The sequence below is a fragment of the Sphingobacterium sp. UBA7249 genome (assembly GCF_002472835.1).
In the GTDB taxonomy this organism is placed as follows: domain Bacteria; phylum Bacteroidota; class Bacteroidia; order Sphingobacteriales; family Sphingobacteriaceae; genus Sphingobacterium; species Sphingobacterium prati.
The window spans coordinates 466886-488344 of record NZ_DKST01000015.1; the positions used below are offsets into that span (position 1 = coordinate 466886).

Here is a 21459-nt window from a genome sequence, read left to right on the forward strand (position 1 = left end):
ACTGACGCTATACTAATTTACAAAATTACTTTTGGATTTGCAATTAATTAATGAAAATTTGACTACCTCGTTCTTCATCTTTTTCTATAGAAAGCGATAATGGAATCCGTTCTTTCAATTCTTCCACATGGGAGATAATGCCGACAATCCGATTTTCTTTTTGAAGATCAAGCAACGTTTCGAAAACGATATTGACAGAAGCAATATCTTGAGTACCAAAACCTTCATCAATAAAAAAGAAGTTTTTTGAGGCTTTGGTATTAGATTGCACACTTTCGGCTAAGGCTAGCGCCAGACTCAGGGAGACTTGAAAAGCTTGACCGCCAGAGAGCGTTTTAACACTTCGACTTTTCCCTTCATTTAAATAGTCTATGATTTCAAACTCATTGTTTTCATTAATATGTAAGCTCAACTGGTTGCGGGTCATCCGGTGAAAGCGGATATTCGCGTGATCACAGAGCTGACGTAAATAGATTGATGATACGTATTGCACGAATCCCGCACCCTTAAATAGGTTGAACAGTTGTTTCAGATCATCATTCCGTAGCGCTAGCCTTGCCTGCTCGTGTAGTAAAATTTCTTTTTTTTCAAAAGCAGTTTCCAGCTGATTCAGTTCCTGCTCATATTTAGCGACGTTCTCCGTAAGAATTTTTAGCTGATGAGAATTTTGTTCCAATGCAGTTTCTTGCTGTAAAAAAAATGCTTCATCGTACACTTTATCAACTAACTTTTTGTCTAACTGTGCAATTTGTGCTTTCAGGGTTTCAAATTTGATCTGAAATTGCTCAAGTTCAGCTCGGATCTGCTGAACTGGTAAGTTCTCAGCTAAAGTTTCTTTCACCTGATCTATTGTGTTGAAAGGAGAAACTTTCAGAAGTTGCTCGATAACCGCTTCAGCTTGTACTATCTCGGTATCAATTTTACTAATCCGATCCTGAATAGATTGTACTAAGCTATTTTGTGCGGCAAGTTGACTGTTTAGTCCATTTAGCTGTTCCGTAAGCTCGTTATAGTGCTTTTCTATGTAGAGGTTCTCTGCTTTTAATGTATTATATTGGTTTTCGACAGTCGCATGTTCCAAGGGCTGGTAATCTGGCCACTTTAAATGTTTAAGATGTCCAATATTTTGATTAATCTGGGTCTGTTTTCGTGCTTCATTTACTTCAAGTTCATTTAATCTATTGTTCGCTTTGTCCAGTTTTTTCTCTAAATCCGCCAATACCAGCTGCCGGTTGGTTAAGATTTGCTCTGTTGCCACGATCTGAGCTTCAATGCTGGTAAGTTCCTGTTTTTTCTGCGTATAAACTGACTCGTCAGCACTGCTGTAATTCTTCCAGGTAAACTGAAGCAGGTGATTGGATTTAAGCGATTCATGTGCACGGCTCTTTTCTGTAAGATCATTTTGCTGCGCCTCAAGTGACTGCAGGCGAAGCAAGAGTTTTTCGATCTCGAATTTCTGATCGGTCCTGGATTTTATCGCCCCAGTGATTTCCGCGATGGCATCACGATTGTCAGCAAGTTCTTGGGTAATGTCGATGCCTTCAGCGATAGCTGGATGCTCCAGGGCTCCACATAAAGGGCAGGGGGAGCCTGCGCTCAGATTCTCGGCAAAATGTGTTAGCTTTTGCTGTAACAGAAGATGTGCTTTCTCGTCGTTTAGTGCGCTGAGCCTGGTCTCAAGGGTTAGTAATTCGCTGTTGTACTTGGATTCAAATTCGACAGCATCGAAGCCCCGGCGTCGCAAATTATCGTTCAGATCGGCTATAGTAGTCTTCAGCTCAGTAAGTTGTTGATGGAGTTCAGCTTCCTGTTGGAGAATAGCCTGCTGTCTTGTATACCATTGACCCAGTTCCATCAGCTCATTTGCAGAAGGTTTCGATTGTTTCAGACGAAGGAGTAAGGCTTCCGTTTCTTGAATACTGGTCTTACTTTGTATTTGCTGTTCTTTGGCTTCCCTGACAAAATTCCGTCCTTTCTCTGCGCTTTCTTTTAGCCCTTTTATCTCTGATGAAAAAGTGATCAGCTGCAGAATAAGTTCCAGATCCAACTCACTGATGCGCCGTTCAGATAGTCTTTCGTACTGGAGTTTAACTTGTTGAAGCTGCAGCGATAACTGTTGAGTAAGCTGCTGGATATCGTTGGACTTTGCTTCCTCGCGCTGCAGTCTGCTGTGTTCATACCTATTTTCCTGCTTCAATTTGTCCTGTGACTGTAGGCTATGATAAAAATTTGTATATGCCTCTTCAAAGCGGATCATACGCTGGCGTAGATGTTCTTTTTCTGCCTGCTGATCTATTAGCTGTTGAAATTGAGATTTCATTTTATGCAGTTGTAAGAAATCCTCTTTGATATTTTTGAGGCGCTGGAATTTTTCCTGAAGAAGCTTGTTGCTATCCTGAGCCAATATAAAAGATTCCCGTTCCCCCTGCAGCTTGTCCCTTATTGCCAGGATATGCTCGCTGTTGACCTCTTCATAGCTGATCAGCTGGCCATTGAGCTGGTCCAGTTCAGACTGATTTTTTTTATAAAGTGTCGCTACTTTGTCCTGCAGATCAAAGCGGTGGAGCTGAAAGATTTCTTTCATCATATCGGTGCGTTCTTTCGCACCCAGTTCAATGAATTCTTTGAATTGTCCCTGGGGAATAATGATTGTTCTTTTGAAATTTTCGTAGCTTAATCCAATGATGGATTGTGTGTTACTGCTTTCCATCGGAATCCATTGTTCATTAATGTTTTCGTACAATACTACGGTAGGCGATTTGATATCTTCAAAATTTTTGGAGTTCCGTTTGAATTCACGGGTGATCTTAAACGTGCGGTTATCGAAGTTGATGAAATCCAATTCGATATACGAACGGTTTGATTTCAGGTTCATCATATTATAGGCCCGCCTATCCCGAGCGTTTAAGCGCTCGGTTTCGCCATATAAGGCATAGGTAATTGCTTCCAAAATTGAAGATTTGCCCGAGCCAACAGCGCCAAAGATCCCAAAAAGTCCAACATCTGTCAACGCGGTGAAATCTATTGTCTGACGTTCTTGGTAAGAGTATATGCCTTCTATAATTAACTTTAAAGGGATCATGGGCTTTAAGAATTTAGTATTTCGCGAAAGAGGTTAAGAATATCTTCATTGGGCGCCTGGTTGGCATTTTTGGATTTAAAATAATCCCCAAATAGTGTGGCGATATCTTGGGTCAGATTAATTTCTTTTGTATCCAGCGTATTTTGTTGATCATGTTGAACAACAGGGATTAAATAGACGATTCCTGAATGCGTCTGATAAATCAGTTTACGGTCTTCAGCTTTCAGGAATGTTTGCGATTTTAGGGTTAACTCCACGAATGTTTCGGGGTTTTCGGACAGCCAAGTGATACATTGGCCAATATCCGCAAACGATTTTCGGACCAGCGGTTTTCCTTGGCGGAGTGCAATTTGTTCGTATGTGACGTCTTTGCCTGGTACAGCATTGACGATGTTGACATACTTTGTCTGTCCTGCTTCGGCAAAACTATAGCAAAGCGGTGATGAAGCGTATACAACAGGCTTTTGCGCGGAGCCGATATTTTTGAATCCATGGATATGGCCCAATGCCGTATACTGAATCTGATCGGGGATAGATTCGGAATAAATCAGGTCAGCATTTCCAATTTTAATGGGTTTTTCTCCATCAGGTTCTTCGATCAGCGGTGTGCCAATTTTATTCATATAGAGGTGCGCTGTCAGGATATTGACACCCTTGTCGTCACAATAGGCTTCAGCCAGCTTCAGCCAATTTTCTGCGAGCGCTCTATTTAATTGAACTTCTTTCTCTTCCCCGAGGTATTGTTTGAGGCGGATCTCGTTGGCATACGCGGTATGCAGTATTCGGATAGGATAGTCATGACCGTCAATACGAAGCTCAATAAAACCTTTGTCTGAATGTAGAACGGCGAAACCTTCCGCTGTAAACGGCGTGACAAGGGTATTGGGATGACCGATAAGGATAATGCCAGAGGCCCGCGCTAACGGATCCGGCGCATCGATCAAATGTGGTGAATCGTGGTTCCCTGCAATAGCGACTACAGGGCGCATACCATTTTTTGCCAGTCGTTTGATGGTTTTGTAAAAGAGCTCGATGGCTTCTACACCGGGATTGAAGCTGTCGAAAAGGTCGCCAGCAATAAGCACCAGATCCACCTCTTGTTGGTCTGCTATTTGGATAATTTCCTCCATGACCAGGTGTTGTTCATCCATGCGGGAAAAGCTGTCCAATCGCTTTCCTAAATGCCAATCTGCAGTATGTAGTATTTTCATGATGAGCCCTTAATTTTTACCAGATAGTACAAACTAAGATAAATTTAGACGGATATGCAATTATAATTGCATATCCGTCTAAATTTATGCTGGCGTAGGTTTAAATGGTATCGCTGGATGATACAGAAATGTTAAAAGTTGTTAAATGCGGTCGGTAAAAATCATTTAATTGTATTTTTAGTCTTCCAAAATTAAGCTAAGTAATCGTTGATAAATTAAATTTATGCATAAAATTTACCTGTGTTTATGTGTTTTCTTTCTGTATTTTACGAAGTTAAATGCACAAGAAATACAAGCAATCAAAGGGGAAACAGCTTATCCTTTTTTATTGAAAGATGCCGACCGGGATACTGCGGCATCTGAAAAGCAGCCTGTTTTTGTGTTTTTGCATGGCCGGAGCTTATCGGGTACAAATTTAGATCGTGTCAAACGCTATGGGGTGTTATATGCCATTAATAAGGGGCAGGAGGTGCCCGGAATTATTGTTGCTCCCCAATCCCGTGGCGGCTGGGATCCAGATAAAGTGATCGAAATTGTCGATTATGTTATCGCGCATTATCATGCTGATCCAGATCGTATTTATGTATGTGGAATGAGTATGGGGGGGTACGGTACCATGGATGTTGCCGGAAAATATCCGGACCGTATTGCGGCTGCCGTGGCGATCTGTGGTGGCGGATCGAGCCAATATGCTTCCAACCTGAGCCAGGTACCTATCTGGCTGCATCATGGAACAGCTGATCGTGCTGTACCAATTTCAGAGTCCAGAAAAATTATGAATGCCATAAAAAAGGCCGATCCCGATGCTGATGTGAGCTTAAATGTGATCAAAGGTGGAACGCACGGTAGCGTCGAACGTTTATTTCACGATGATGCGATTTATGACTGGATGTTAAAATTTAAGAAAAAGCATAAATCCTAAGGTTTACAAATGGGCGTCAGGTTTGCGCTGTTTAGGTCATTTAAAATACTGTATAAAACAAAAGGCTGATGTTCATCAGCCTTTTGTTATTTTAACCCTCATCTGTGTTTTCAAGCCGTTGTTGACGGCTGAATTGCGCCATTAATACATTTGGTTGATGGATCAAATGCGTTTTTGCAAGATATTCCTGATTGTCTGCATAGATAAATAACAGGGTGCCATCCTTAATGGTATTGATTATTGGTGCAGCATATTCCCGGGGTACTGCCGGGCAGCCATAGCTTTTACCTAATCTTCCCAAGCTTGAAATTGTTCCAGTACTGCAGTAATCTGCGCCATGCATGACCACGTACCGTGCTTTGGCATTATCATTTATTCCTTCCTCCAGGCCATTCAGCACCAGCGAGTAGCCATTTTCTCCATTATAGGTATTTTCGGTGACAAAAAAACCTAAGGAGCTTTTTAAGGATTCTTGCTGATTTGAAAAATTTGTGGCATAGTTTTCGCCACTATTTTTACCGTGAGATACCAAGGTATTAAAAAGTATCTTTTTGTTGACCAGATCAAGCACAACAAGTCTTTTTTCCGTGGATGCCAGGGAAAAGTCAATGACTGTCATAATATCTCTGTTGTTCATGGATAGCTCTTTTCTGCCTTCCATTGCTTGTCGGAACGCCTCGTATTTTAATACCGGGCTTAAATTCATTTCATCATATAAAGAATCAACTTCTGTACGTTGACGTTCTACATTTATATGATGGATGTTGGTCTGTTGATTTGTTGTTTTTAAATCTTCTTTCGTTGACAAAGCTGTATTTAATGCCATTAAAAGAAACATAAACGTATTTCCCATTCTCCTCCCTTTTTCTGTGTAGATGTTTACAAAAATAATTATTAAAGTTAATACATATTTGATTTACAGAATGTTAAATATTGTTAATCAATAACAATTACGAGAGAGGAAAGGTCTTTTGACCTTTTGTAGACAAATTGAGCATGGGATGACGCATTTCTGACACACATATGAGACTTAGGCGTCGTGCCCAAACTTTCGCTGTATTCGATGATACTGCCGCTTGGATTATTGACCGGAACGCCATGAATATAAGCTCCCGCCGTGAATCTGGTCGCATAGGGAGCAAAGCCAGCATAGGTGCGCGTACCGTCTTCATAGTAAAACATTTTTGATTTGTGCTCCTGTACTACAAAAAGCCCTGTTGGCGTTTCTTGAGCATGTGGCGGTTTGTGCCTGCCACTGGTGATAGGATTCATACTACGTACAAGCCATTCTCTGTCCACTTTTTCCAATGTGCAGATATTCTGATTTTTGACGTCAACAACGTTAATAATATTAAATTGCACACTATCGCTTATTAGACGTAGATACCGTTTAGGAATCGTATATTTTCCGTCAAATGATACGCCTGCAATCGGTATTCTAGCTAGGGTATCTGCACCTTGTATGCGAACCAGCCATCCGTCACGTCCGTAACGGACAGGTTTGGCCGTGGCCAGATCGTATAATGGGGCAGCTTGATAGCGAGCCACATTGAAGCTGTCAGCAACGCGTTTGTATGCATCTCGTTTGAAATCTTTAATCGTGGGAGCTTCTCCTTGTTCATTCTGATAATTCTGAAGAACGGCATAGCGTGAGGGCGTCTGCTGAAAATTCTCCACAAAAGCCAGCTGCTCCTTTATTTTATCCCATTGAAAACCACGCGTGGTGTCCTTATAAGGATAAGTGTCTTCCAGTGTATATTTTTTGTATAGCAGGTCTTTTTTGATAACGATATCATCTGCTGTCACTGGCTTTGGCTTTTCTTCCTGCTTTTTAGTGTGAGCAGCTTCCTGATGCTTAGGCGGCCGCTCTTCTTGTACTGTACTTTTCTTTTCCTGCTGGCAACCCAACGCTAGAACTAATAGGCTAAATACGAGGCGTGTTAATCCTTTATTCATATATGGATTATATAAATTGTTGTTTTATTCTTTAAATATAAGAATAAAACACATTTTTTAAATGATTGATAAAAAGTTAGTTTTGTAATATTAAGTAATAGTATGCATAAGATTGTGATTTGTTCAGCAATGATGATTGGTCCTGACGGAGACTTATTGATGGTTAGAAAGAAGGGGTCAAAATATTTTCAATTGCCCGGAGGGAAGATTGCTGCCGGAGAAAGTGATGTAGAGGCTTTGATTCGAGAGCTCGGTGAAGAGTTGCAATTTGATGCAAGTGGTATGGTCTTGCGGTTTATGGGGCTGCACAGCACGAAGGCTGTAAATGAAGTTGATACGTTGGTTGAAGGATATATTTATTTGATAAAACTTGAGGCAAAGTTTTCTTTTGTACCTCAGGCAGAATTGGAAGAACTACAATGGATCAAAAAAGATAATTGGCAAAATTATCAGTTGGCTCATCTCGCTGAAGAATTCGTCGTGCCAAAGTGGCTGTCCGGAGACTTTTGACAGCCTTAGTTTGATTTGAACAATTTAAGCCTTTGTTTGTTAATGTTTTATCATATAAACAATAAATAAACTAAGGTTATGGAAAATCAGCTTTTAAAATCAACTAAAGACTTTTTTAATGACGAGATTCTTACTCGGTTCGGACAAAGCTTAAACCAAGATCATGAACAGGTAAAACAGGGCTTGAACGTTGTTGTTCCTGCCCTGTTATTAGGCTTGAGTCAACAGTCCGATAATGGTGGTGGAATGGCGGCAATTTTGGAACAAGGAAAACAGCATTTTTCGAATTTTGACCCTAATCAATTTTTAGGTGATCGGACAAATGATGGAGACGTAGAGGGCCAAGAATTAGTCTCGGAAGGTTCGGGCAATAGCAATATCTTGACTTCTATATTTGGTGGTGGGTTAGAGACTGTGATAGGTACCATTGCGGGCTATCTAGGCTTTAGTGCAGACTCAGTTCACAAATTGATGCGCTTCTCGCTACCAGCTATATTCTCCAGCTTGACGAATAAGGGGCAACACTGGGATGCAAGTGTAATAAGTCAAACATTAAAAGAGAATAAGACTGCATTTGCTGCTGCCATCCCTGCTGGTCTGAGTTTAGGCGCTTTTGGAAAACTATTTGATGGTGATCATTTTTCGGAACCCGAAACAGTCGTGCCTGAAAACCCCGCTGAAGAGATTGTAAAAAATGTCGAACATCATCAAGATTCGCCTGTTATTAACCCGGCTACAGAGTTAGGGGCGCATAAGGAACCTTTGGCATTACCCCGAGCAGATGCTGTCAAAGCAAGTGCTGCATCAACAAACTCTTCAGGTGGTGGATGGTGGAAGATTTTAATTGCGTTAATTGTCATAGCGCTTCTTTGGTTTTTATTTGGCAAGGGCTGTAGTAGTGATAAAAAAGAGGGATCTTCGGATACCAGTGTCAATCAAGTACAGTTAGATTCAGGAAATATAGCGGAAGGCGGCCCGTCTAGCGAAATTGATCGTGAGCGCTTGGATGTGGCGCTGCCAAATGGTGCAAAGTTAGGTGCGTTTAAAAGCGGAATAGAAGACCAATTGGTTCAGTTCTTAAAATCCGATTATAAATCCTTGGGCGAAGATTCTCTGAAAAATACCTGGTTTGATTTTGATAACCTGAATTTTGAAACCGGTACTGCAAAGGTATTACCTGAAAGCCAGGTCCAACTTAGTAATTTGGCAGAAATACTCAAAGCCTTTCCAACGGCTAATGTGAAAATTGGTGGTTATACCGATAAAACCGGAAATGAAGATTTCAACAAAAAATTATCATTGGATCGGGCAAATGCTGTGAAAGATTATCTGGATAAGGCGGGGCTCTCTAAACAGGTCGTCGGAGCGGAAGGCTATGGATCACAATTTGCGAAATACGCAGCCGATGCTCCGGAAACTGACCGGATTTTAGATCGGCATGTCTCTGTCAGTGTCCGGTGATGTGGATTGAACATGGAGCTGAGGTTAGCAATATAAGTTTGCGTAAAAAATGTAAGATAGAAAAGCGGATCCTAAAGAATCCGCTTTTTCTGTTAATAGTTGGAATTTTATGGAATTATATCAATTTCGAGATAATTTGAACTCATTTTATGGGTATTATAGCGGAGAATAAAGTGTTGCATCGCTGATCTAGAAGCTATATACACAGGCTAATAAAAACTGGCCGGCTGATTTTGTCGGAGATAGGTCATTCTTAACGAATTTTTCGGTATTGCTTTTATCAATTCTTATTTCGGGAATGAATTTGAAACCATGGTAATTGTATTCAGCGGTCAATGTGGTGGCTAACATATTGGACCTTGGAATACCATTGGCTTCTTCTTTGTGCGTTTGGAAGAACTCTTCACGCAATCCTATTCCGAAATGTTCTGAGAGATGAACTCTTGGATAGAGAGCTACTCCGGTGTATCCGCCTTCGGCTCTTCGTTTATAATGTGTGGCGTTTACACCAAGATAGAATTTTGGTGTGAAATCGTAATTTCCTACAAAATCCACAAGCGTGCCCGAGCTGTAGTTTTCTTTGCCCCCAACAGAAGACCCGCTTAGGAAATTTAAGTAGAAGCTGCCTTTCTCGTTAGGTCTATACGCTAGTTGTGAGCCAATATGTGAGACCCCGTTCAGATCTTGATAAACATTCCAGTCATTAAATATACCGACCATTAACGCAAATTTGTCAGAAAAACTATAAGTCGCTTTCAGACCTGCATCCTGAAAAGGGCCGGCTCCGAATAAATAGGAAGTGGAGTAATGAAAATTGTAAGTGGGAGAGATGACTTCAAATCCCACGAATGTGCCCATGAATCCGGCAGTAAGATTCAGTTTGTCGGTAAGATCATAGCCTACATATAAATTCTGAATGTGAAAGCTGTTCTTATCATCACCCGGCTGGCCGTCTCCATTAATAATAGAACGATATTGTCCACGTGGGCCAAAGGAGAGTTCTCCTACAAAAGAAGCCTTTTTAAAATGTTTCTTTACTGCGAGGTCAACCATTCCGATGGAGACTGAATTATTATCCTCCGTAAAATAGGTGTTGATATTAGGCTTGTTTTGGAAATCATATTTCCAGTAAGTATCCACAGATCCGGATATTTCAATAGGTTTTTCTTTGTTTTCTTCTTGTGATTTTGATTTTTGTATGAAAATTATTGAAAAAATGATGATTGTTAAGATTTTTTTCATGTTGATAAGGTTTTAAGTTTAATCTGTTTGAATTTTGGTTGATTTTTCTTTGTTTTTTTATAGGTTTTTGTGGTTTTGTTTTTGTTTTCTGTGAAATTATGTAAAAAATATCATAAAAAATAATATTTGATAGTAATTTTTCAATAAAAAGAGTTTATATTTGTCAAAACAATAAGTAAGAAAGGGTTTTTGTTTTGTTTTTGTATTTTATTTAAAATTTATTGACGTATTAATAAACACTAATCAGTTTAAAAAAATGAAAAAAATTATTCCACTCTTTGTTCTGGTACTTTTGGGCGTATTAGGACTTGTATTTCCTTCGATAGATTTATCTGCATTGGATAAAGTAGAGTTTGACACGGGGGATACAGCCTGGTTATTGACTTCTTCAGCATTGGTGTTGATTATGACGCCCGGCTTGGCATTTTTTTACGGGGGAATGGTCAGTAAAAAGAATGTGATCTCAACGATGATGCAGAGTTTTATCTGTATGTGCCTGATGACGATCCTATGGGTTATTGTTGGATTCAGTTTAGCCTTTGGTGATGATATCGGCGGAATTATAGGTGATCCACGCACCTTCTTTATGATGAAAGGTACTTTAGGGAATGTCGCTTGGGGTGCATTACCGACCATACCATTGGTCTTATTCGCCATGTTTCAGCTGAAGTTCGCGATCATTACGCCTGCACTCATTACCGGTGCATTTGCTGAGCGTATTCGATTTAACTCTTATATGTTGTTTATTATCTTGTTCGGTGTCTTTATTTATATGCCATTGGCGCATGCTACCTGGCATCCGGAAGGAATTTTGGCAAAATTTGGTGTACTTGATTTTGCCGGCGGCACTGTTGTGCACATGTCAGCAGGCTGGGCGGCATTGGCTGCTGCAATTTATTTAAAAGGCCGTAAATCACAGACACATAATCCAGCACGTATTAGTTATGTGATCTTAGGAACTGCTTTGTTGTGGTTTGGCTGGTTCGGATTTAATGCAGGTTCGGCCGGAGGTGCCAACTCGTTAGCAGCCTACGCCTTTGCAACCACAACTACAGCCTCGGCAATGGCTGCAATGGCTTGGATATTTGTGGATATCATCCGCGGTAAAAAACCATCAGCGATGGGGGCTTGTATCGGTGCAGTTGTGGGACTGGTAGCAATTACGCCAGCAGCAGGATTTGTGAGCATTCCACATGCCATGGTCATTGGATTAGTCGCTGCATTGATTAGTAATCTAGTTGTCTATTTAAGGAGCAAAACCAGCATCGATGATACATTGGACGTGTTTCCTTGTCATGGTGTAGGTGGTATGGTAGGAATGGTGCTGACTGGTGTATTTGCACACCATAATGTAAATCCATTGGTTGTTGACAATGGCTTGTTTTTTGGAGAAACTAAGTTATTCTTTGTGCATACGGTAGCTTTATTTGCAGTATCTTTCTTTGCTTTCGTAGGCTCTTTAGTACTGTTAAAAATAACGGATCTAATTTCTCCTTTACGTGTAGAAGAAACAGATGAGGAACTTGGTTTGGACGTTTCTCAGCACGCTGAGGCACTTTAATTGCTAAGGTCAAAATCGTTTTATCATCCCAAACAATGCTTTTCACACGGCATTGTTTGGGATTTTTTTTGCACCTTTGTCCAACAGAGCGAATATGCTGCACAATATTTAGTTTTCGTTATGAAAGATACAACAAAAGAAACATTGCGTTCGGATTTTGAGAAAATGATGCGCCATGCATTACAAAAAAACGGTGATTTTGGTTTCCATATATTTGGTGACTACGCTGCATCTGTTCTCAATTTCTATGTTGGAAGCGCTATCTTGGCGTTAGTTGAAAAGCGTGAAGCCGCGCTATTTCTCGCGAGTCTGTATAATGCAGGAATAAAAAATGCGATCAATCAGCAAGATCTTCAAGAGATCGCTGATGTTTTAGCCCAGGATCCAACGCTCAATTACCAGGTACTCGCGCCAATTTTTGATTAATGCTTTGTCCAGACCAGATTGCCGGTTTCATAGCCACATTGTAAAGCATAGGTGAGAAACTCATTTCTGATCTTGTCCGGAATCTCCGTATTTCTGCCCAGAATCCACATGTAATCGAGGTTGTCTCCAAACACAAGGGCGTAGCTGTAGTCGGGAGTTATTTTTACAATATGATAACCACTGTAGAAGGGGCCAAAGAATGACACTTTCAATGCACCTTCGTGGGAGCTGTTGACAAATTTAGCTTTTCCGATGGACTGTTTCCAGCGTTCTTTTTCCTCCGAGTAACCTTGATTGTTGACCCGGATTGTTCCATCCTTATTCTTGGTATACTCTGCCGAAACTTGACTGAGCCCTCTTTCCCAGCGAAAGTCAAGCCGTGCAATTTCAAACCATTTCCCGAGGTATTTATCTAAATCAAAAGGATCTACTACATCCGGACGGGAGATAACGGGCTTTAACGCATTGTATGCCACCGTTCCCAACGCCACAGCGGTCAGCAGTAAGAGCGATTTTTTCTTGTCTATATTCATCTTTTGGATTTGTTTGTTGATAAAACAACAATTTTAATACCAATATGGTTTAGGCATACCGCGCTATTTTCTTAATTTTGTTGACTTAAAAATTGTATTTGTGTATTCAAGAGAAGAAGTAAAGCAATTGAAACAGCTGTTCTGGACCAAATTTGGGCAATTCATGTCCCTGCACGCCGCTGCAGACGGCGAAAAAGTCAATTGGATTAACTATAAGACCGGCGTCAGGCATTTGTATTTTAAGATGGATGCGGATAAAAATACTGCGAAAATTGCGATTATCTGGTCACATGCGGATGCCGGAATCCGCACATTAATGGCGGAGCAGTTCATGCAGTATAAAGCGCTGCTTCATGCTATCCTTGGGGAAGATTGGGAATGGGATATGGATAGTTATGACGCATATGGCAAGCCCTACTGCCAGATCTATAAAACCTTAGCCGGCCATAGCATTTTTAAGGAAACGGAATGGGGAGAACTGATCGCTTTCTTTAAACCACGGATGATCGCGTTAGATGAGTTCTGGTCTTCGGCAAAATACGCATTCGATATCTTTAAATAATTACAATAAAATAAATATAACAATGAAAAAAGTGATTAAGGGTCTGTTGGCTGTAGCTTTGTGCTTTCAGCTTTCATCGGTATTTGCCTGGGGGACCATTGGGCACCGCGTCGTCGCCGAAATAGCAGAGCGTCATTTGAACAAAAAAGCAAAAAAGAATATCGGAAAAATCATTGGACAGCAAAAGCTGGCATACTGGGCAAATTGGGGGGACTTTATCAAGTCGGATCCGAATCCTGAATTTAAGAAATTAGGCAATGCGCATTTCATAAATTTAAATTCAAATTTACCCTGGGCAACGTTTCAGCAGGGACTTGAAAATTCGGCTGATGAGAATTTATACAAAATGGCAATACGTATCGAACAGTCTTTTGCTGATAAAAATATTTCGCTGGACGAGCAGAAACAAAATCTCTATTTCTTGATCCATATCCTGGGAGATGCTCACCAGCCTATGCATGTCAGCCGTGCGGAAGATCAGGGCGGTAACAAGATCGAGGTAAGCTGGTTTGGGAAAAAATCCAATATTCACCGTGTCTGGGACAGTGATCTTGTGGATAATGAGAAGTATAGCTATACCGAATATGCAACGGTATTGGATGTCAACGGAAAAAAGGAGAATGAGCAATTGGCCGCGGGCGAACTGTCTAATTGGCTGTACGAATCCAATCAGCTCGCTGAGAAGATTTATGCTGATGTTGCCAATAATGCAAATTTGTCTTATTCGTATGTTTATCAAAATAAAGATACGATGGAACAATGTCTGTTAAAAGGTGGATTGCGTCTGGCTAAGGTATTGAACCGCATTTTTGGTTAGTCCAAAGTTAATGCACTACGAATAAAAGTCGTATCATGGTTATGATGCGACTTTTTTGTGTCAGTATTTCGGTCTCGGACGGTAGGTTTACATTTTTTCTGTTTATTTTTAAACAATGCATAGTGCTTATTTGTTACTTGCACATCGTAAATCTTTCTTTATGACCATTCCACAGCTGTTTAAAAAAATTATCCCCTTTGCACGTCCTTACCGTAAATTGATTGTTTATACCTTGCTTTTGACCGTTGTCGGATCATTTGCTGCACAGATCAATGCTTTTATTTTGCGGTATACGGTAGATACCATCAACGCCTTGATGGTGGCCAAGGAACCCTTGTCAAAGGGGATGTACATTGTCGGGATCATCAGCGCGGTACTATTGCTCAAGGAAATTGTCTATGCATTGGTGCAGTTTGGACAGAAATTTTACGGGGAAAAGCTTCGTATTTATATTGCACGTGATTTTTCGCAATCCATTGTCAGTCGTATTTTGACCTATAAGCTCGCTTTTTATACATCAGCAGATAATGAAAGTGGCAAGCTGGCGACACGTATCGACTCAGGGATCAGCTCATTGACACGTTTAGTACAAAACTTCTTTATTGATATTCTCCCCTTATTTGCCAACGCCATCATTGCCCTGGTCTGTATGTTCTACGCCAATGTATACGTTGGCTTGGTAGGGCTTGCTGTCATTCCTTTATATCTTTATATCGGTCAGACACAGGCTTCTAAACTAACGGGTTTTAGGCGGCAGATGCGCAAATACCGTGAATCAAAAAATAATCGGATTATCGGTCTGATCGATTCAATTCTTGTCATCAAATCTTTTGTGCGGGAGCCCGAAGAGGCGAAGCGACACGAAAAGATTCAATATGAAATGACGGAAAACCAGATGCAGACCCGAAAAACAAGTTTCTTCTATGATAGTATCAAAAATTTTGTGGAGCAGATTGCTGTCGTTGGCATTATCGTGCTGACGGCCTATTTGGTTCTATCCGGACAAATTACGATTGGAGCGATTATGTTTCATATCATGCTATTTAACAATGTTTCGGCACCCATCCGCCAGCTGCACCGTATTTACGATGAAGTAAATGATGCCCTGATCTATTCGGAATCCTTTTTTGAGATTTTAGAATCCGATGATCAGATCGAATCAAAAGGGACTTATCGGCCAGCGCAAATTCGCGGACATTTGGCGCTGAACCATGTCTTCTTTGAATATCCTAACGGGACGCAGGCTTTAAAAGATGTCAATTTTGAAATTAAACCCAATGAAATTACAGCATTAGTTGGATTAAGCGGCGCAGGGAAAAGTACAATTATCAATTTGCTGGACAAATTCTACGAGCCTACACGAGGCCGGATCTTGCTGGACGGCGTTGATCTGGCGGATTATGATACGGCATTTCTACGGCAACATATCGGTATGGTGCTGCAGCGTAACCATATTTTTAAAGGAACAATATTTGAAAATATTGAATATGGCAAGATGGGAAGCTCGCGGGAGGAAATTATGGAAGCGGCGAAAAAAGCATATATCCATCAGCAGATTATGGAACTGCCAAAGGGATATGACTCGGATGCGCAATTACTTTCCGGTGGACAACAGCAGCGCATTGCGATCGCAAGGCTGTTCCTAAAAAATCCGCCTATTATTTTTCTGGATGAACCTACGGCAAATCTGGATGCCATTGCTACGGAGCAGATTAAAAATAGCTTGGACGCAATCAAGAAAGATCGAACGGTGATTATTGTATCGCATAGCATCTCCCAGATTATAGATTCAAATGCCATTGTGGTTATGGAGAAGGGGCATGTCGTGGAGCAGGGACAGCATGAAGATCTCTATATGCAGAAGGGTACCTATTACGAGATCTTTTCTGCTATGGCGAACAGCCTTAATTTAAGTAAAATCAGTAAGACCTTATATGGAGATGAAAATTGATGTAATCTGTTTTGATGCTAATGCAAACGGCTATGCAATAGCATTCCAATGACAACCAGACCAATTCCTGCACAGGAGTAACTATTTGGAAGTGCGGCCTGTAATAAAATGATTTCGCCCAACAAGGTAAAGATCACCTCCATGGCCTGTGTAGCTTCTATTGCGGCGAGTGCTTTAGGGTCGGTGCGGACGATATCTGTCGCTGTAAAGAATAGGAGTGTGGCAATCACACCCGAAAAGATGGCTACCATCAGAGTTTGCAGCAGCTGACTCTCCGTAGGTCCTCCTTTATCCAGGTAACCGAAGATGCTGAGCAGTAGCCAAAAAGGCATGCTGCATAAAGTCATGCCCAGGGTGCGTTGGAAGGCATCCAGTTTGGTTCCTGCAATTTGCATCATTTTACGGTTTCCCAGCGGGTAAGCGATTGCTCCGATCAATACTGGGATAGTACCCAAAAGCATGGATTTTACGGAGGTTGCCCGTGCCTCGGAAACCTGCATTAGCACAATGCCAAGGAAAATAATAACCGAAAACAGCAGCGAGGCTTTGGATATCCCTTTTCGATGCCCTTTTTTCTCCATTAATAACCCAATAAACATTCCTGCGATAATGGTAAATTCAAAGGTGCTGGCCACCAGCCAGGAAGGACCGAAGCTTGCACCAAATGTCAGCGTAGCATAAAATAGACCAAAACCTATCGTGCTCCATAGCAGCCACTGCAAGGGGGCGGATTTGATCGAATAAAAGAGTGGTTTTAAATTGCCCCTGATCAATACAATGACAAACAAGATGGGAAGCATCCACAGAAAGCGCAAGGATGCTGTCCACTGCCAGCTTCCTCCCGAAACGGACATGATACGGTTTAGGACAAAGGTGCTTGCGAAAAATAACGCGGCCAATATTCCTAAAAAAAGTGCCGTCTTTTTATTGTTTTTTATTGTAAATTGGGTTGGCATAAATAAAATGAATGCGGTGTATATTTCCTGCTGTGAAAGTAAGCAAATGCCCGTTTAATTGGAAATGAAACAAAAAGTAATTGATTTTTATGGCGATTTTCTCATTTAAAATTCCTTATTTTGCCTAATCAATAAAACAAGTAGTAAGAAAATTAATCAAGATGATTATACAACCAAGAACTAGAGGTTTTATTTGTTTAACCTCGCATCCACAAGGGGCTGCGCAAAACATTAAAAATCAAATTGAATACGTGAAATCAAAGGGTGAGATCGCGAATGGTCCAAAGAAAGTACTGGTGATCGGTGCTTCCACAGGATTTGGTATTGCATCTCGGATTTCTGCAGCATTTGGTTCTGGAGCTGCTACAATCGGTGTATTTTTTGAAAAACCTGCGGCAGAAGGTAAACCGGGGACGGCTGGTTGGTACAATTCCGCAGCTTTTGAAAAAGAAGCCCATGAAGCCGGATTATACGCCAAAAGCATCAATGGTGACGCATTTTCAGATGATATAAAAAAACAGACCATTGACCTGATCAAAAAAGATTTGGGACAGGTGGATTTAGTGGTATACAGTTTAGCTTCTCCACGCCGTACGCATCCCAAAACAGGTGTTGCGCATGCATCTGTTTTGAAACCTATACAAGAGCCTTTTACCAATAAAACGGTAGACTTCCATACAGGCGTTGTTTCGGATATTACGATCCAGCCCATAGAAAATGAGGAAGACATCGTGAATACGGTTGCAGTAATGGGAGGGGAAGACTGGAAATTCTGGATCGAAGATCTGAAAGCTGCCGGCGTTTTGGCCGATGGAGCGAAGACAGTTGCTTACTCTTATATTGGACCTGAGCTGACTTATCCGATCTACCGTAACGGAACGATCGGACGTGCGAAAGACGATTTAGAAGGTACTGTACCTGCTATCAATGCGATCTTAAGTGATCTTCATGGTGTCGCATATGTCTCTGTTAACAAAGCTTTGGTTACGCAATCCAGTTCAGCAATTCCTGTAGTACCTTTGTATATCTCTCTATTGTATAAGGTGATGAAGGAGAAAGGAATCCACGAAGGTACGATCGAGCAAATGCAACGCTTGTTTGCAGAACGTCTTTATACAGCGGACGGCAAGGTGTTGCTTGATGATAAAGGCAGAATTCGCGTTGATGATCTTGAAATGCGTGAAGATGTTCAGGCAGAAGTAGCGGCATTATGGGAGAAAGCAACTACAGAAAATTTAGCTGAAATCTCCGATATTGAAGGTTATCGTAATGAGTTTTTCAATCTATTTGGTTTTAATTTTGATGGCATAGATTACAACGCTGACACGAATGAAGTCGTTGCGGTGCCAAGCATTGAAAACTAACCTAAAAATATACGTTATTAAAAAGGGTGATCCACAATTGGATGGCCCTTTTTTAATTCGATTTTGCATATCCCATTCTATCATTTCAGTTATCCAATGGGCACGGGTGGGGATTTTATTTTTTTACAGCTTTTCACTGCCGGCCTTGCCGGATTAGGCAAGCTTTGTCCGTTGATTATAGCATAAATTTCCCACTACTGCCAAACCGATGGACACCATAATGGCGCTGAAGGGGTAGATACTACTCATACCGACATTATTGGCTACAAAACCGATCAGCGGCCCTGTAATTCCTAAGGAGATATCGATAAATAATCCGTAAGCGGCTAATGCCGACCCCTGCTGGCTCTGGTCGACCCTTTTTATTGCTTCCACACCAAGAGCAGGGAAAACAAGTGAAAAGCCCAGGCCTGTCAGTGCGGCTCCGACAAGTGTCCATAAGGGATGGACAGACAAAGCAATGACCAGGAGACCCAATGTTTCGACAAAAAGACTGACTAAGGCAACTTTTAAACCACCATATTGATCAATCACCTTATTGAATACAAGTCTCGTCAGAATAAAGAAAATACCAAAGACTGTCAAGCATGCCGCCCCATTCTGCCAATTGAAATGCTCATAATACAGCGTCATAAAGGTTGAGATACTCCCAAAACCAAGACCACCCAAGGCCAGACATATTCCAAATGGAGCGACAGTCAGAAGCACCCGCTTGAAGCTTATGGAAGCTGTCTTCTTGCGGTCCACTTGATAAGGTTTTTTTGACTTACTATAAAAATACCCCAGGATTCCTATGACGATGGTGAGTAGTGCCAACGATTCGTAATTGATATGATCCACCATAAATACACCCAGCGGAGCGCCGATGGCAAGCGCACCATAGCTGGCGATGCCGTTAAATGATATAGCCTTGGCAGCATGCTCATCACCAAGTTCCATTAAAGCCCAGTTGATGGGGCTAGCACCGACCAAACCCTCGCCAATACCGGTAAATAGCCGTGTAATAAGCAATAAACCCAGGCTAATAAAAGGTTGTGATTTGAATAAAAAGACCAGCAACAGTAAAATGCCCGAAAGTGCAAAAAAGAGCATGCTACGCAGGACAGATACTTTGGGACCTTTGGTATCCACGATCTTTCCGGCATAACCCCGGAGTAAGAAGGTCGCAATATATTGTACACTGATGACCAGTCCGGCGATAATTGTATTAAACCCTAGAATTTGATGGATAAAAATAGGTAAGGTCGCAAGTGATAAGCCAATTGTGAAATAACCAAGGAAAGTTAAAGAAACATAGCCTAAAATCTTTTTACTGACCTCGGGAAGAGAAACTGTCATTTTAAAAAATTTTAGGCAAAAATACTTGTTTACACTTGTTTTTGGAAATAAAACTAATAAACAACTGTCTCTTTAATCTCACAATTTTTATTCAGCCATTCCTGATCGAACTGTTTGGGAGATAGCTTTTTCCCCTGATAAATATAATAGGTTCTTTCGGATTCTCCTTTTACGGGAGGACCAGGGATTTTATTGACAATTTTTTCTTCGGGACAGTCCTGAATGAGCGCTTGTTGGCTATTCTGACGGGTTTTGCAGGAGACGAATGTTGCCGTTAAGATGAGGAGATATGTTAATTTATTCATGAGTTTAGTTTTATTGTATTGAATAACGACACTTGTGGCCGAAGTGCGACATGATTTTACGGAATAAAACACAACTTTTTATACTATCGTTTGTTCTATAAGAGGCTTTCGTCAGGTGGATGAAGAGAATTTATCGCGAAGCTTGGAAAGGTCAGGGCAAATTATTCAGTAATAATTATATAACAATAAAAGAAAATCATGAGAAGAAAAGCAACAGCCCTATGGAACGGGAATCTAAAAGAAGGTAAAGGAAATTTGACAACAGACAGCACAGTATTGGATCATACCCAATATTCATTTTCAACACGATTTGAGGATGGCGTGGGTACCAATCCGGAGGAGTTATTAGCTGCAGCCCATGCTGGCTGTTTTACAATGCAGCTGAGCGCATTTTTAACCGAAGCCGGGTTTCCCCCCGATGAGCTCAAAACTGTATCGACCATCGTATTTGAAAATGGTGCAATTGTCCGTTCTGAACTAGAACTGACCGCTAAAATCCCCGCTATTGATGATCCTGAATTTCAGTCACTTGCTCAAAAGGCAAAGGAGAATTGTCCTGTTAGCAAGGCATTTAATTTTGAGAAAACATTGCAGGCTACTTTGCTATAAGGTCAATTTTTTAGAAGAGTAATATCAGTATAGAAATGCAGTTAATTTGTCGAAATATTACAAATTAACTGCATTTTTTCGTTAAACTAATAAAAAGCTGTTACTTTGGCTCTGACTGGTTTATTATAAAGCGACAATCGGCCAAACGTCCCAAGTGTAATAAGTCCAGCTGGTTAGGATTAGGGAAAGTTAAACGAAATTATTTTGGTACAGAAAAAGAAGAACAAGCTAAACGCCACAGCACTATTAGAAAAGAACAGGGGGGAAGGAATCGTGTTTTTACAGGAGAATGCAACGAAAGCGGAAGTAACCGTCTGCCAGTCGGGGTTACAGTATAAAATATTGACGGAAGGGGCGGGTAAAACTCCGACCAAGACTTCCAAAGTCATCTGTCATTACAAAGGTGAACTATTGGACGGAACAGTATTTGACAGTTCTTACAAACGCAAACGTCCGGAAACATTCCATATCAACGAACTTATCCAAGGCTGGCAAGAGGCGATGTGCATGATGTCTGTGGGATCGATATGGCAAGTGTATCTTCCACCGCATTTAGCTTATGGAAAGGAAGAATTACTGCCTCGAAAAGGAGGGGAATGCACCTTGGTGTTTCAGATTGAACTGATCGCGATTCTGTGATGGTGTTCTTGAAA

At 41.1% G+C, this 21459-nt stretch carries 20 protein-coding genes; 11 read left to right on the forward strand and 9 right to left on the reverse strand.

Annotated features, from left to right (window positions below; all coding sequences use genetic code 11):
• Positions 1-43: 43 nt before the first annotated feature.
• A complete protein-coding gene (locus tag B4A24_RS12720; RefSeq protein ID WP_293945414.1) occupies positions 44-3082 on the reverse strand; it encodes an AAA family ATPase in 3039 nt (1012 codons plus the stop codon).
• A gap of 5 nt (positions 3083-3087) precedes the next feature.
• Positions 3088-4293, reverse strand: coding sequence for a metallophosphoesterase family protein (locus B4A24_RS12725; protein WP_293945416.1), 1206 nt, complete (start codon positions 4291-4293; stop codon positions 3088-3090).
• Positions 4294-4516: 223 nt separating this feature from the next.
• Here B4A24_RS12725 and B4A24_RS12730 point away from each other — a divergent pair, with 223 nt between their 5' ends.
• Positions 4517-5215, forward strand: coding sequence for a prolyl oligopeptidase family serine peptidase (locus B4A24_RS12730; protein ID WP_293945418.1), 699 nt, complete (start codon positions 4517-4519; stop codon positions 5213-5215).
• Positions 5216-5306: 91 nt separating this feature from the next.
• Here B4A24_RS12730 and B4A24_RS12735 read toward each other — a convergent pair whose 3' ends face one another.
• Both B4A24_RS12735 and B4A24_RS12740 read right to left on the reverse strand, forming a co-directional pair.
• Entirely contained in the window at positions 5307-6068 is a 762-nt protein-coding gene (locus B4A24_RS12735; protein ID WP_293945420.1) for a murein L,D-transpeptidase catalytic domain family protein, read from the reverse strand.
• Between the two features lie 83 nt (positions 6069-6151).
• Entirely contained in the window at positions 6152-7171 is a 1020-nt protein-coding gene (locus tag B4A24_RS12740) for a L,D-transpeptidase (RefSeq protein WP_293945422.1), read from the reverse strand.
• A gap of 102 nt (positions 7172-7273) precedes the next feature.
• Here B4A24_RS12740 and B4A24_RS12745 point away from each other — a divergent pair, with 102 nt between their 5' ends.
• Together B4A24_RS12745 and B4A24_RS12750 are read left to right on the forward strand one after the other, a co-directional pair.
• On the forward strand, positions 7274-7681 hold the full coding sequence (locus B4A24_RS12745) for an NUDIX hydrolase (RefSeq protein ID WP_293945423.1): 408 nt from the start codon (positions 7274-7276) through the stop codon (positions 7679-7681).
• 78 nt (positions 7682-7759) lie between these two features.
• Positions 7760-9142, forward strand: coding sequence for an OmpA family protein (locus B4A24_RS12750; protein WP_293945425.1), 1383 nt, complete (start codon positions 7760-7762; stop codon positions 9140-9142).
• Between the two features lie 189 nt (positions 9143-9331).
• On the opposite strand, the gene B4A24_RS12755 is transcribed toward B4A24_RS12750, so the two are convergent.
• Positions 9332-10384 (reverse strand): outer membrane beta-barrel protein, encoded by a 1053-nt coding sequence (locus tag B4A24_RS12755; protein WP_293945427.1) that lies wholly within the window; start codon positions 10382-10384, stop codon positions 9332-9334.
• A 256-nt stretch (positions 10385-10640) separates the two neighbouring features.
• On the opposite strand from B4A24_RS12755, the gene B4A24_RS12760 reads away from it, so the two are divergent.
• Entirely contained in the window at positions 10641-11945 is a 1305-nt protein-coding gene (locus B4A24_RS12760) for an ammonium transporter (RefSeq protein WP_293945429.1), read from the forward strand.
• A gap of 120 nt (positions 11946-12065) precedes the next feature.
• Entirely contained in the window at positions 12066-12371 is a 306-nt protein-coding gene (locus tag B4A24_RS12765) for a hypothetical protein (RefSeq protein ID WP_293945431.1), read from the forward strand.
• On the opposite strand, the gene B4A24_RS12770 is transcribed toward B4A24_RS12765, so the two are convergent.
• Positions 12368-12904 carry a lipocalin family protein gene (locus tag B4A24_RS12770; RefSeq protein WP_293945432.1) on the reverse strand — a complete coding sequence of 179 codons (537 nt, stop codon included), beginning with the start codon at positions 12902-12904 and terminating at the stop codon, positions 12368-12370. The two genes, B4A24_RS12765 and B4A24_RS12770, sit on opposite strands and share 4 nt — an antisense overlap.
• A gap of 100 nt (positions 12905-13004) precedes the next feature.
• Between B4A24_RS12770 and B4A24_RS12775 the strand changes: the two genes are divergently transcribed.
• The 3 genes from B4A24_RS12775 to B4A24_RS12785 all read left to right on the forward strand — a co-directional run bounded on the left by B4A24_RS12775 (position 13005) and on the right by B4A24_RS12785 (position 16234).
• Positions 13005-13466: a DUF4268 domain-containing protein gene (locus B4A24_RS12775; RefSeq protein ID WP_293945434.1), complete on the forward strand. Its 462-nt coding sequence runs from the start codon at positions 13005-13007 to the stop codon at positions 13464-13466.
• Positions 13467-13488: 22 nt separating this feature from the next.
• A complete protein-coding gene (locus B4A24_RS12780) occupies positions 13489-14283 on the forward strand; it encodes a S1/P1 nuclease (RefSeq protein WP_293945436.1) in 795 nt (264 codons plus the stop codon).
• A gap of 115 nt (positions 14284-14398) precedes the next feature.
• Positions 14399-16234 (forward strand): ABC transporter ATP-binding protein, encoded by a 1836-nt coding sequence (locus tag B4A24_RS12785; RefSeq protein WP_293945438.1) that lies wholly within the window; start codon positions 14399-14401, stop codon positions 16232-16234.
• Between the two features lie 17 nt (positions 16235-16251).
• Here B4A24_RS12785 and B4A24_RS12790 read toward each other — a convergent pair whose 3' ends face one another.
• Entirely contained in the window at positions 16252-17190 is a 939-nt protein-coding gene (locus B4A24_RS12790; RefSeq protein WP_293945440.1) for a multidrug resistance efflux transporter family protein, read from the reverse strand.
• A gap of 161 nt (positions 17191-17351) precedes the next feature.
• Here B4A24_RS12790 and fabV point away from each other — a divergent pair, with 161 nt between their 5' ends.
• On the forward strand, positions 17352-18554 hold the full coding sequence (fabV, locus tag B4A24_RS12795; protein WP_293945442.1) for an enoyl-ACP reductase FabV: 1203 nt from the start codon (positions 17352-17354) through the stop codon (positions 18552-18554).
• A gap of 153 nt (positions 18555-18707) precedes the next feature.
• On the opposite strand, the gene B4A24_RS12800 is transcribed toward fabV, so the two are convergent.
• Both B4A24_RS12800 and B4A24_RS12805 read right to left on the reverse strand, forming a co-directional pair.
• Positions 18708-19892 (reverse strand): MFS transporter, encoded by a 1185-nt coding sequence (locus tag B4A24_RS12800; protein WP_293945443.1) that lies wholly within the window; start codon positions 19890-19892, stop codon positions 18708-18710.
• Positions 19893-19945: 53 nt separating this feature from the next.
• Positions 19946-20197 (reverse strand): hypothetical protein, encoded by a 252-nt coding sequence (locus B4A24_RS12805; RefSeq protein WP_293945445.1) that lies wholly within the window; start codon positions 20195-20197, stop codon positions 19946-19948.
• A gap of 198 nt (positions 20198-20395) precedes the next feature.
• Here B4A24_RS12805 and B4A24_RS12810 point away from each other — a divergent pair, with 198 nt between their 5' ends.
• Entirely contained in the window at positions 20396-20806 is a 411-nt protein-coding gene (locus tag B4A24_RS12810; protein ID WP_293945447.1) for an OsmC family protein, read from the forward strand.
• 204 nt (positions 20807-21010) lie between these two features.
• On the forward strand, positions 21011-21445 hold the full coding sequence (locus B4A24_RS12815) for an FKBP-type peptidyl-prolyl cis-trans isomerase (RefSeq protein WP_172394272.1): 435 nt from the start codon (positions 21011-21013) through the stop codon (positions 21443-21445).
• The last annotated feature ends 14 nt before the right edge of the window (positions 21446-21459 follow it).

Bases quoted from the DNA above. Each gene is read 5' to 3' on its own strand.
- B4A24_RS12805 (WP_293945445.1), bottom strand. From the start codon at position 20,197: ATGAATAAATTAACATATCTCCTCATCTTAACGGCAACATTCGTCTCC.
- fabV (WP_293945442.1), top strand. From the start codon at position 17,352: ATGATTATACAACCAAGAACTAGAGGTTTTATTTGTTTAACCTCGCAT.
- B4A24_RS12725 (WP_293945416.1), bottom strand. From the start codon at position 4,293: ATGAAAATACTACATACTGCAGATTGGCATTTAGGAAAGCGATTGGAC.
- B4A24_RS12800 (WP_293945443.1), bottom strand. From the start codon at position 19,892: ATGACAGTTTCTCTTCCCGAGGTCAGTAAAAAGATTTTAGGCTATGTT.
- B4A24_RS12785 (WP_293945438.1), top strand. From the start codon at position 14,399: ATGCATAGTGCTTATTTGTTACTTGCACATCGTAAATCTTTCTTTATG.
- B4A24_RS12720 (WP_293945414.1), bottom strand. From the start codon at position 3,082: ATGATCCCTTTAAAGTTAATTATAGAAGGCATATACTCTTACCAAGAA.
- B4A24_RS12730 (WP_293945418.1), top strand. From the start codon at position 4,517: ATGCATAAAATTTACCTGTGTTTATGTGTTTTCTTTCTGTATTTTACG.
- B4A24_RS12750 (WP_293945425.1), top strand. From the start codon at position 7,760: ATGGAAAATCAGCTTTTAAAATCAACTAAAGACTTTTTTAATGACGAG.
- B4A24_RS12810 (WP_293945447.1), top strand. From the start codon at position 20,396: ATGAGAAGAAAAGCAACAGCCCTATGGAACGGGAATCTAAAAGAAGGT.
- B4A24_RS12765 (WP_293945431.1), top strand. From the start codon at position 12,066: ATGAAAGATACAACAAAAGAAACATTGCGTTCGGATTTTGAGAAAATG.
- B4A24_RS12740 (WP_293945422.1), bottom strand. From the start codon at position 7,171: ATGAATAAAGGATTAACACGCCTCGTATTTAGCCTATTAGTTCTAGCG.
- B4A24_RS12745 (WP_293945423.1), top strand. From the start codon at position 7,274: ATGCATAAGATTGTGATTTGTTCAGCAATGATGATTGGTCCTGACGGA.
- B4A24_RS12790 (WP_293945440.1), bottom strand. From the start codon at position 17,190: ATGCCAACCCAATTTACAATAAAAAACAATAAAAAGACGGCACTTTTT.
- B4A24_RS12770 (WP_293945432.1), bottom strand. From the start codon at position 12,904: ATGAATATAGACAAGAAAAAATCGCTCTTACTGCTGACCGCTGTGGCG.
- B4A24_RS12735 (WP_293945420.1), bottom strand. From the start codon at position 6,068: ATGGGAAATACGTTTATGTTTCTTTTAATGGCATTAAATACAGCTTTG.
- B4A24_RS12755 (WP_293945427.1), bottom strand. From the start codon at position 10,384: ATGAAAAAAATCTTAACAATCATCATTTTTTCAATAATTTTCATACAA.
- B4A24_RS12780 (WP_293945436.1), top strand. From the start codon at position 13,489: ATGAAAAAAGTGATTAAGGGTCTGTTGGCTGTAGCTTTGTGCTTTCAG.
- B4A24_RS12760 (WP_293945429.1), top strand. From the start codon at position 10,641: ATGAAAAAAATTATTCCACTCTTTGTTCTGGTACTTTTGGGCGTATTA.